Below are 10,836 nucleotides of genomic sequence, written 5' to 3'. Positions count from 1 at the left end.
ATTAAGGATAGATATAAAAATAAGTCATTCGATAAGCTGAATGATTTAAAACAATGGCTACATGAGTTTGTAGAAAGGATGAGTAATGAACTTATAAAATCTATAGTAAGTAATCATCACTACTTAGACGCATTTATGCGAAGTTAATGTCCGTAAATTGTATTACAAAATTCTGAATCTAAACTAGTAAATCTTTTATACTTCTTACTACAAAAACAACAAGAATCTAATTCATAAAAATTTCTAAAATTGTTAGGTAACATTTCACCTTGTTATGACATACATCATCTAACAAGAATACATTAAAAAACAATTACAGATTATATTATGAAAAAACTAAACCTATTTGTCCTACTTATCGCAACAATTTTTATTTCTTGCTCAAAAGATGATGATCAAACACCTGAAACAATAGAAATTACAGAAAAAAATCTTATCGGAAAATGGCAACTAACCAAAATCGAAGAGGACGGGAAACAAATAACCTTAAATCCATGTGACAAAAAAGATATTTCACAATTCTCAATTAAAGAAGATGGAAGTAAGCTAGCTATATTTATTGGAAATTCTGAAATCAACGGAGAATGCACCCCTCATCAAAGTACAGATTACACTTGGGAGTTATCAAACAACAAATTCTCGACTTTTATCTTAACAGGTGATAGAAGAAATGCTGAAGATTTATATACAATAATAGAGCTAACAAAAACAGTATTAAAAACTGAGTCTAGAGAAACATATAAAGATGATCAAGGCAATGAGAAAACATCAGTTTACATTGAAACCTTCACCTATATTGGAAAACCTGATATTGAACCCAGTACTGTTGTAAACCCAAAAGAATCTAACCTTATAGGAAAATGGCAATTAACCAAATCTATTACCGATGGAAAAGAAAATTCACTTAACGAATGTGAACTTAAATACACTCTTGAATATTTAAGTAATGGTGTTGTTAACTGGTCTGATCCTTATCTCACACAACCTGATCAACCTAAAGGTTGTATCGAATCTACAGGAAGTCTTTTTTGGGTATTAGTAGACAACAACATTTACCTTAAAGAAGCTTCTACTGATGCAAATGAAGATCCCGAAAAAATATTGGAACTTACAGAAACTGTATTAAAAACTTCATACACTCATGAATCGACGCCAAATACATTCCATGAAACCATAGAAACTTATAAAAAGATATAAATCATTCTCTTTAAACTGGTATAAAAAAGTACTTGAAGTCGTTTTCAAGTACTTTTTTACACTCGTAATCCACGAATTTTCTGATATTTTAGCAATGCATTACCATCAGTCAAACTAGCTACATAATTACTAATCCCTATAAGCCTAGTATAAATATCTTCATTTTTATAATCAAAATTGTTTCCTTCTGCTCTTAAAATAAGTTTGTCATAATTTGAACTTTGCCCTTGATTAAAATTATCGGTCGCTATACAATATCGATCTAACAGTGTTGCAAGAATTTCATACCCTGCTATCTCTTTTTCTGTCACCTCTTGGCTTTGATATATCTTATCAACACTTATCTTGATAATATCATTGATCTGAGCCTCGTATTTGCTCTTATCTATCAAGGCAATATCAAATTCTCCTGCCAATATTTCTTCTTCGTTAGCTAAAAATACGGCTGCTGCTTCTTGTATCAGGGTGTTAATTGCTAACGACCTAAGGTAACTCAACCTATCTGCAGTGGTTACCAAATTATTGTATTTTGAAGTATTGATTGTATCTTTTACTAATTTGATTAGATATTCTAAAGCATACTCTTCTTCTATGAGCCCTAGATTAATTCCATCTTCGAAGTCTATAATGGTATAACAGATATCATCTGCAGCTTCTACCAAAAATGTCAAAGGATGACGGCTATAGGTTACTTCTCCTTCTATTTCTTGTTTTAACAATCCAACATCTTGTGCTACTTCATTAAAAAAAGAGGTTTCATTCTGAAAGTATCCAAATTTCTTATGAGCTATATGTGATGTTGGTTTTTTGGGTAATGATTCTTTGGGATATTTCATAAAAGCTCCTAAAGTAGCATACGATAGCCGAAGCCCTCCTTGTATTCCTTCACGAGATTCTGTAAGGATTTTAAACCCATTAGCATTCCCTTCAAAATCAATCAAGTCCTGATATTGTTTTGGCGCAAGAACTTCTTTATACCTACGTCCGCTTCCTGTTTTGAAATACTCTCCTATTGCTTTTTCTCCCGAATGCCCAAAAGGAGGATTACCAATATCATGAGACAATGCGGCGGCGGCGACTATAGCACCAAAATCATTAAACTGATACCCGTGAACAGCATTTAAATGGGGATGTTTCTCTAGTATTTTTTTACCTACTACCCTTCCCAGAGATCGTCCTACTACGGACACCTCCAAACTATGAGTTAAGCGTGTATGCACAAAGCTGGTCTTTGATAGCGGTATTACTTGCGTTTTATCTTGCAAACTCCTAAAAGCCGAAGAGAAAATAATGCGATCATAATCTACCTCAAAACCTAACCTTGTTTCGTCTTGTTCTTTACGTAATCTTTTATTCTTATCTCCTTGTCTTTTTAACGACAGAAGCTGTTCCCAATTCATCATAGTTTTACTAAAAAATATTGTTGTTTTTTACACAACTTTCTGGACAAGTCTAGTATACGTAAACAAAAATTATAATCAATAATTCAACACGTACATTGCCTTAATAAGTTTTGTCAAAAATAACAAAAAAAGGGAAGCATCTTTTTAGAAAACTCCCCTTTTACGCTATATTAATCGGATCATTTATGACCCACACATTAAACAATCATCTCCTTCGGCTTCTTTTGATTGTGCTATAATTGCACGAAGCTCATCTGGAGTAAGTGCCACTTCTTCTGTAGAAGGAACAACTTCTTGTTTTGGTTCTACTCTTGCAGCTTGTGCCTCCATTACCTGCGCTGCAGCTACTGCAACTTTTTCTGGTTGCGGAGATTCTTTTTGCTCTTTCTTCAGTGTAAACTTAATGGCATCTACTGCAGATTTTGTTCTCAGGTAATACATTCCTGTTTTTAATCCGCTTTTCCATGCATAGAAGTGCATTGATGTTAATTTTGCCATTGTTGCTCCTTCCATAAACAGGTTAAGCGACTGTGACTGATCAATAAAGTATCCTCTATGACGAGACATATCAATAATATCTTTCATACTCATTTCCCACACTGTTCTATACAGCTCTTTTAAATCTTGTGGTATGATATCTATATTTTGTATAGATCCATTTGCACGCATGATCGCATTCTTAAGCTCTTCATCCCACAATCCTAGCTTCACTAAATCTTCTAATAAGTGTTTATTTACTACAATAAACTCTCCAGATAACACTCGTCTTGTATAAATATTACTTGTGTATGGCTCAAATGCTTCATTGTTTCCTAATATCTGAGAGGTAGATGCTGTAGGCATAGGCGCTACTAATAATGAGTTACGCACTCCATTTTTAAGCACTTGCTTGCGCAACTTATCCCAGTCCCAACGACCGCTTAACTCTTCATCTTTTATACCCCATAAGTTATACTGAAATTCCCCTTTGGATATTGGAGACCCTTGATAACTTTGGTATGGGCCATCTTTTTCAGCCTCTTCCATAGATGCTGTTACTGCAGCAAAGTATAAGGTTTCAAATATCTCCTGATTTAATTTTTTGGCTTCGTCACTGGTAAACGGTAAACGTAATTGAATAAATGCATCTGCTAATCCCTGTACTCCAAGCCCTATTGGTCTGTGACGTACGTTTGAATTTTCTGCTTCTTTTACAGGATAATAATTACGATCAATTACTCTATTCAGATTCTTGGTTACTTGCTTCGTAATTTTATAAAGTTCCTTATGATCAAACTCTCCATCCTTGACAAACATTGGCAATGCAATAGAGGCAAGGTTACATACTGCAATCTCATCAGGACTTGTATATTCTAATATTTCTGTACACAGATTAGACGACCTGATTGTTCCTAGATTTTGTTGATTAGATTTACGGTTTGCCGCATCTTTATACAACATATAAGGGGTTCCTGTTTCTATTTGAGATTCAAGGATTTTTTCCCAAAGTTCTCTTGCTTTGATAGTTCTTCTTCCTTTTCCTTCTGCTTCAAAACGAAGATAAGCTTCTTCAAATTCTTCACTATGTATATCAAATAATCCTGGGCACTCATTTGGACACATTAACGTCCACTCAGCATTATCTTGCACACGCTTCATGAATAAATCTGGAATCCACATTGCATAAAACAAATCACGTGCTCGCATTTCTTCTTTACCATGGTTCTTTTTTAAATCCAAAAAGTCAAAAATATCAGCATGCCATGGTTCTATATAAACAGCAAATGATCCTTTTCGTTTTCCTCCTCCTTGATCTACATAACGAGCGGTATCGTTATACACTCTAAGCATTGGTACAATCCCATTAGAAGTACCATTAGTTCCTGCTATATAAGATCCTGTAGCTCGTATATTATGAACTGATAACCCTATTCCTCCTGCAGACTGTGATATTTTGGCAGTTTGTTTTAGTGTATCATATATTCCATCAATACTATCATCTTGCATTGTCAATAAGAAACAAGATGACATTTGCGGCTTTGGAGTTCCTGAATTGAATAATGTTGGTGTAGCGTGTGTAAAGTACTTTTTAGACATTAATTCATAAGTCTCTATAGCAGCATCCAAATCATTAAGGTGGATTCCTATAGATACTCTCATTAACATATGCTGTGGGCGTTCTGCTATCTTACCATTAATTTTTAATAAATAAGAGCGCTCTAATGTTTTAAAACCAAAATAATCATAACCAAAATCACGATTATAAATAATTGTTGAGTCTAATTTTTCTTTATTTGCCACAATCACCTCATAAACATCATCTGCAATAAGAGGCGCTTTTTTACCTGTTCTTGGATTCACATACTCATAGAGATCTGTAACTACCTCAGAAAAACTTTTCTTGGTATTTTTATGCAAGTTAGAAACAGAGATACGAGCCGCAAGCTTTGCATAATCGGGATGTGTTATCGTCATAGTTGCAGCTATTTCTGCAGCCAGATTATCTAACTCACTTGTGGTTACTCCATCATACAACCCCTCTATCACTCGCATTGCCACCTTTACCGGGTCAACTAGTGAGTTAAGTCCATAACATAATTTTCTTACCCTAGCGGTAATCTTGTCAAACATAATCGGCTCTTTACGACCATCTCTTTTTACTACATACATATGTCTTTTTGGCTTTTAAATTTTCTTCTCCCGAAGAAGTTGATGTTAAATTTGTGTTCTTCTTTTTTTATTTTTTGGAGTCAATAGCATACTTCTTATTTAGTTAAAACAAGATGTTAATAAAAACTCTACATTTTAAAAATGAGAGTAATTCTACAAGTAAATATAACTATGACTCGCCCCTTTTGTAAAGCTATATCAAACTGAGCTAACCTGCATAAAAACAGAAGAATTGTTCTTGACTAGCTCAGAATGAATATACTATCGTTTGATCTGATTTTTTTATTTATCGTATTCTCAAAAGCATTTAGAGAATTTTACAATAATTAAAAATCGGCATCAAAACTTATTTTATTTTCTTCGGTATCTTTATTAAGTACTCCTGCTTTTTGGTATTCTGAAACTCGTTTCTCAAAGAAATTTGTTTTCCCTTGTAATGAGATCATATCCATAAAATCAAACGGATTAGCAGTTCCGTACTCTTTCTCACACTCTAACTCCATCAACAATCTATCTGTTACAAATTCGAGATATTGCGTCATTAGGTTAGCATTCATTCCTATCAAACTCACTGGCAATGACTCTGTTATAAACTCTCTCTCAATATTCAATGCATCTACAATAATTGCACGAATTCTATCTTTTGGCACTTTATTTACCAAATGTTTATTATGAATATGAACAGCGAAATCGCAGTGCACTCCTTCATCTCTTGAAATCAATTCATTAGAAAATGTAAGTCCTGGCATTAATCCACGTTTTTTTAACCAAAATATAGAACAGAATGCTCCCGAAAAAAAGATCCCTTCTACTGCAGCAAAAGCGATTAGACGTTCTGCAAAAGAATCAGATTCAATCCATTTCAATGCCCAATCTGCCTTTTTCTTGATTGCAGGAAAATTATCTATTGCATTAAACAATAGGTTTTTTTCTTTTTCATCTTTTACATACGTATCTATAAGTAACGAATATGTTTCTGAGTGAATATTTTCCATCATAATTTGAAAGCCATAGAAAAACTTGGCTTCACTATATTGTACTTCATTCACAAAGTTCTCTGCTAGGTTTTCATTTACGATCCCATCAGACGCTGCAAAAAAGGCTAAAATATGTTTTATAAAATATTTTTCATCATCATTGAGCTTAGTCGCCCAATCTGTAATATCTTGGTGCAAATCAATTTCTTCTGCTGTCCAAAAACTAGCTTCTGATTTTTTATACCACTCCCAAATATCATGATGTTGGATTGGAAAAATTACAAATCGTTCTTTATTTTCTTGCAAAATAGGCTCTACGACACTCATCTTATTTTTTTTGCTGTTTTCTTGAGAATTTTTATTTCTAATAGGGTATTACAAAGATCAAGAAATCGCTCAAAACTTCTACCTAAAGTTAACAAACGTTTTCAACAAAGTTTTCAACACGGAGTTATTTTGAAACAAAAATGATTTTTTACAAAAAAGAATACAATCCACTCATTGTCAAAAAGTTATGTGTTTTTAAAAAAACACAAATAATATGAAGAACTTATCCCGAAACTACTTATTTTTCACTTGTTAACCGCGTTTTTTTGTTAAAAAAACAAAGTGATAAAAATTCGGGTTTTTACGGTAAAGCCGTAGTTAAAAAACCTTGTTATTTTAACAGAAAAAGAGTGAAAAAAAAATAACATTTTGGGTTTTGGGGAATAAAATGCTGGTTATTTTTGCAATTTACCTGCTACATTTTCCAATTCCATATACCAATCTTCTCCAAATTTTCTAACGAGAGCTTCTTTTACAAATTTATAGATCGGCACTTGTAATTCTTTTCCTAATGCACAGGCATCATCACAAATTTCCCATTTATGATAGTTTACAGCAGCAAATTCAGTATATTCCTGAACTCTGACTGGATATAAGTGACAGGATACGGGTTTTTTCCAATCGACGTCACCTTGATTATATGCTTCTTCTATAGCACAAGTAGCAGTTCCTCTTTCATCAAAAATCACATACGCACAATCAGCACCATCAATAAGAGGAGTCTCTAATTCCCCATCATCTGTTTCTACATGTGTTCCATACTTCTTAATAACATCTATCCCTTTTTTTCTCAAATAAGGTTTAATTATTGGGTATATTTCTTTGAGTTTTTGTACTTCTGATTCTTCTAGAGGCGCTCCTGCCTCCCCATCTATACAACATGCTCCTTTGCACGCAGAGAGGTTACACAAAAAATCTTTCTCTATGATATCCTCTGATACTATGGTTTTTCCTAACTGAAACATGGCGCTAAGATACTTTTTATGCAACATCTTTTTTACAATTTATTCATCTTTTTATAATATCTTTATCTGATAAAGTCTATTTATATTTGCAGAAATTTTTGAAATTATTTTATCATGAACTTTGACATTAAAGAGATATTGACCGCTAGTATGGTACTCTTTGCGGTAATAGATATTATTGGAAGTATCCCTATTATTTTGGATCTTCGTAAAAAAGTAGGACACGTACAGAGCGAAAAAGCTTCTATCGTTGCATGTATTTTAATGATTCTTTTCTTATTTGTAGGAAAGGAAATCTTGAGTTTGATCGGCATAGATGTTAACTCTTTTGCTGTTGCGGGATCTTTTATTATTTTCTTTCTAGCTATCGAGATGATATTAGGCATCCAATTATATAAAGATGATGCTCCAGAAACAGCTGCGGTGGTTCCTCTAGCATTCCCTCTCATTGCAGGGGCTGGTACAATGACATCTATTCTTTCTTTACGAGCAGAATATCACACGATTAATATAATAATTGCCATAATCATCAATATTATCTTTGTATACATTGTTTTAAAATCTTCTGGTAAAATAGAAAAAGTTTTAGGTAAACAAGGAATTAATGTAATACGAAAGATTTTTGGAGTAATTTTGCTTGCTATTGCTGTAAAACTATTTACAGCTAATATAAAAGAGCTTTTAACAACTATTTAAGTCAATGAAATATTTTATTTATACATTAATCGCCATTGCAATGGGCTTATTAATCTACAATAGCACTCATCTGGATTTTGACAATCTGTGGAGTGATGATAACAAAACTGCTCTTATTGGGATTTTTTCTTCTGCTTGTGCAGTTTTATTAATGTCTATTTTACTTGTTTCCAAAAGTATTCAGAAAAAAAGTAAACGCCGTAAATAAAATTGTAATTAAAAGATAAAAAAGCAAGCAATAATTACTGGTGGAATAGAAATCACCATCAGAATCATAAACAAATTATGTAGCTTCCTAAATATAAGAGCTGTTCTTAGGGATTTTCTGAGTTCTATATCTTCAGAATTATCTATATGCTCACGTATTATATCTCCCGAAACATATGAGGTATCAACAAGAATATCGTGTTTTAAAAAAATAGAAGCACTATTATCCAACAGCCTAAAAGCAACTGCTATGATAAAGAAAAAAAGCGGTGAACAAATGGCTATTGCCAATAAGTATTCTTCAAATTCTGACATACTAAAAGTCTAATTTATTCTTCTTTAGAAAGTGATACCACTTTATTAATCATTATATCATCTCTGTTTATAATTCGTTCAAATGTTCCTGTTCCAAATAGCTGTTGCGCCATAGTAGCTTTCAGGTATTTTTTTAAGTGATCTTTATAGTTTTCGAGTTCAATCTCTACACCTCTTTCTCTCAAATATTTTAAAAACCCCTCTGCAAAAGCATCGTCTATACTTATTTTTTCATCAAACTCTTCTTCTGACAGGTTATTATAATATATCCTGTTTTTATCCAACTCTTCAAACACATATCCTCCCATACGACCAGATCGCAACATATAATTCAATGTTTCACCAACTCGTGTAGTATCTTTACCAACAAAAATATCAGGAATAATACCTCCTCCTCCATAAAGAATTTTACCTCCTGGCGTCTTAAACCTCAATGAATCTGCTACCTGAATACTATCTGCACTTTGTAGCTCTCCATTTTTATATCGTTCTAAATATTCATTGAAATATTCTTTATTACCATTACCATATGGTTTTTGAATCGAACGTCCTGTTGGAGTATAATATCTTGAAATTGTCAATCGAACTGCACTCCCATCTCCTAACGCCATTTCTCTTTGCACAAGGCCTTTTCCATAAGAGCGTCGACCTACAATAATCCCTCTATCATTATCTTGAATTGCTCCTGCAAAAATCTCACTGGCAGATGCCGAGTTCTCATTAATTAGAACATAAACTTTTCCTTTTTCAAAACTTCCTTTATTGGTTGCATAATTATTCTCTATTGCTCCTTTTTTGTTTTTGGTAAACATTATCAATACATCATCTTTAAGAAATTCATCTGCCATTTTTAACGCTGGCGCAATGAATCCTCCTCCGTTATCTCTGAGATCTATTACTACACTTTGAACATCTTTACTCAGCAATTTATCTATTGCTGTATTAAATTCTTTATAGGTAGTTTCTGCAAAACGGTTAATTTTGATATATCCTAATTTATCATCCAACATATAGGCAGCATCTACACTTTGCAAAGGCACACGACCTCTTTTTACCATTACATCAAACACTCCTGTTCCTTTTCTATATACTCTAAGTTGGACTTGACTATTTAATTCTCCTTTTAATTTATTTGCCAAACCATCTCTCACCAAGCGTTCACCATAAAGTGTATCCTTATTTGCCATCAGGATTCTATCACCTGCTTTGATTCCTGATTTCTCACTAGGTCCTCCTTTTATGGTATTTATTACAGATATTGTATCTCGATATGGATAATAACTTACTCCAATACCAATAAAATCCCCTTGCATACTTTCTGTAATCCCCTCAAGTTCCTCTGATGGTATATATATAGAGTGTGGATCAAGATTTTCTAAGATTCTATTTACTGTAACCTCAACTATACTATCGGTATTGATTTCATCTACATATTCATAGTCAATATAATCAATAAGTCTATTCAGCTTTTCTTTTTTTGGATTATACGAGAATAGCTTTGCAGAAGGATTACTAAAGTTCAATTTACTACCTAAAAACACTCCAGCTCCTAAAGCCAGCCCTAAAAACAAAGGCAAATATTTTTTTGAATATCCCATTATTCTTCTAAATCCGTAATCTGTTCTATTTCTACTCCTGCTTTTGCAAGAAATTGTAATCCAGAGTCATCTTTATACCCTACTTGATACACTATACGCCTTATTCCTGCCTGATGAATCAACTTGCTACATTCTTTACATGGAGATAATGTGATATATAGTGTTGCTCCTTTACACGATTGTGTAGATGAAGCAACTTTAGAAATCGCATTTGCCTCTGCATGCAACACATACCATTTTGTATACCCTTCTTCGTCTTCACAAGGATTCTCAAATCCTGTAGGTGTACCATTAAAACCATCAGAAATAATCATTCTATCTTTCACAATAACCGCACCAACTTTTTTTCTTTCACAATGAGATAATTTCCCCCATTCATTTGCTATCCTGAGATAAGCTTTATCGTACTTAAGCTGTTTTTTTTTTGACATAAAATAAAATGACTAGCGTATTGATAATAATCAAAGTACGAATATATTATTACGATGTGGCAAATACAACC

General features: G+C 33.1%; 10 protein-coding genes. 3 read left to right on the top strand and 7 right to left on the bottom strand.

Features of this window, described 5'->3' with window-relative positions:
* Positions 1 to 327 precede the first annotated feature (327 nt).
* Positions 328 to 1,197: a lipocalin family protein gene (locus CVD18_RS13885; RefSeq protein ID WP_103866044.1), complete on the top strand. Its 870-nt coding sequence runs from the start codon at positions 328 to 330 to the stop codon at positions 1,195 to 1,197.
* A 56-nt stretch (positions 1,198 to 1,253) separates the two neighbouring features.
* On the opposite strand, the gene dgt is transcribed toward CVD18_RS13885, so the two are convergent.
* From dgt to CVD18_RS13865, 4 genes are all read right to left on the bottom strand, one after another.
* Entirely contained in the window at positions 1,254 to 2,597 is a 1,344-nt protein-coding gene (dgt, locus tag CVD18_RS13880; RefSeq protein ID WP_103866043.1) for a dGTP triphosphohydrolase, read from the bottom strand.
* Positions 2,598 to 2,783: 186 nt separating this feature from the next.
* Positions 2,784 to 5,249 (bottom strand): ribonucleoside-diphosphate reductase subunit alpha, encoded by a 2,466-nt coding sequence (locus CVD18_RS13875; protein WP_103866042.1) that lies wholly within the window; start codon positions 5,247 to 5,249, stop codon positions 2,784 to 2,786.
* A 326-nt stretch (positions 5,250 to 5,575) separates the two neighbouring features.
* Positions 5,576 to 6,553: a ribonucleotide-diphosphate reductase subunit beta gene (locus CVD18_RS13870; protein WP_103866041.1), complete on the bottom strand. Its 978-nt coding sequence runs from the start codon at positions 6,551 to 6,553 to the stop codon at positions 5,576 to 5,578.
* Positions 6,554 to 6,948: 395 nt separating this feature from the next.
* Positions 6,949 to 7,518, bottom strand: a complete 570-nt coding sequence (locus tag CVD18_RS13865; protein WP_103866040.1) for a DUF3109 family protein — start codon at positions 7,516 to 7,518, stop codon at positions 6,949 to 6,951.
* A 114-nt stretch (positions 7,519 to 7,632) separates the two neighbouring features.
* On the opposite strand from CVD18_RS13865, the gene CVD18_RS13860 reads away from it, so the two are divergent.
* Both CVD18_RS13860 and CVD18_RS13855 read left to right on the top strand, forming a co-directional pair.
* A complete protein-coding gene (locus tag CVD18_RS13860; protein ID WP_103866039.1) occupies positions 7,633 to 8,214 on the top strand; it encodes a MarC family protein in 582 nt (193 codons plus the stop codon).
* Between the two features lie 4 nt (positions 8,215 to 8,218).
* Complete coding sequence (locus tag CVD18_RS13855) at positions 8,219 to 8,422, top strand: hypothetical protein (protein WP_103866038.1); 204 nt, start codon at positions 8,219 to 8,221, stop codon at positions 8,420 to 8,422.
* Positions 8,423 to 8,430: 8 nt separating this feature from the next.
* On the opposite strand, the gene CVD18_RS13850 is transcribed toward CVD18_RS13855, so the two are convergent.
* The 3 genes from CVD18_RS13850 to CVD18_RS13840 are packed head-to-tail and all read right to left on the bottom strand — an operon-like array spanning position 8,431 to position 10,765.
* Complete coding sequence (locus CVD18_RS13850; protein ID WP_103866037.1) at positions 8,431 to 8,736, bottom strand: hypothetical protein; 306 nt, start codon at positions 8,734 to 8,736, stop codon at positions 8,431 to 8,433.
* Between the two features lie 14 nt (positions 8,737 to 8,750).
* Positions 8,751 to 10,334, bottom strand: coding sequence for a S41 family peptidase (locus tag CVD18_RS13845; RefSeq protein ID WP_103866036.1), 1,584 nt, complete (start codon positions 10,332 to 10,334; stop codon positions 8,751 to 8,753).
* On the bottom strand, positions 10,334 to 10,765 hold the full coding sequence (locus tag CVD18_RS13840) for a dCMP deaminase family protein (protein ID WP_103866035.1): 432 nt from the start codon (positions 10,763 to 10,765) through the stop codon (positions 10,334 to 10,336). Before CVD18_RS13840 ends, CVD18_RS13845 begins: the two co-directional genes overlap by 1 nt.
* Between the last annotated feature and the right edge of the window lie 71 nt (positions 10,766 to 10,836).

Origin of the sequence: Aquimarina sp. I32.4, from assembly GCF_002924285.1 — a bacterium.
GTDB lineage: Bacteria > Bacteroidota > Bacteroidia > Flavobacteriales > Flavobacteriaceae > Aquimarina.
The sequence above is the reverse complement of the archived record's forward strand: the minus strand, read 5'-3'. Positions and strand labels throughout refer to the sequence as shown.

Bases quoted from the DNA above. Each gene is read 5' to 3' on its own strand.
- CVD18_RS13875 (WP_103866042.1), bottom strand. From the start codon at position 5,249: ATGTATGTAGTAAAAAGAGATGGTCGTAAAGAGCCGATTATGTTTGAC.
- CVD18_RS13840 (WP_103866035.1), bottom strand. From the start codon at position 10,765: ATGTCAAAAAAAAAACAGCTTAAGTACGATAAAGCTTATCTCAGGATA.
- CVD18_RS13850 (WP_103866037.1), bottom strand. From the start codon at position 8,736: ATGTCAGAATTTGAAGAATACTTATTGGCAATAGCCATTTGTTCACCG.
- CVD18_RS13845 (WP_103866036.1), bottom strand. From the start codon at position 10,334: ATGGGATATTCAAAAAAATATTTGCCTTTGTTTTTAGGGCTGGCTTTA.
- CVD18_RS13855 (WP_103866038.1), top strand. From the start codon at position 8,219: ATGAAATATTTTATTTATACATTAATCGCCATTGCAATGGGCTTATTA.
- CVD18_RS13865 (WP_103866040.1), bottom strand. From the start codon at position 7,518: ATGTTTCAGTTAGGAAAAACCATAGTATCAGAGGATATCATAGAGAAA.
- CVD18_RS13860 (WP_103866039.1), top strand. From the start codon at position 7,633: ATGAACTTTGACATTAAAGAGATATTGACCGCTAGTATGGTACTCTTT.
- dgt (WP_103866043.1), bottom strand. From the start codon at position 2,597: ATGAATTGGGAACAGCTTCTGTCGTTAAAAAGACAAGGAGATAAGAAT.
- CVD18_RS13885 (WP_103866044.1), top strand. From the start codon at position 328: ATGAAAAAACTAAACCTATTTGTCCTACTTATCGCAACAATTTTTATT.
- CVD18_RS13870 (WP_103866041.1), bottom strand. From the start codon at position 6,553: ATGAGTGTCGTAGAGCCTATTTTGCAAGAAAATAAAGAACGATTTGTA.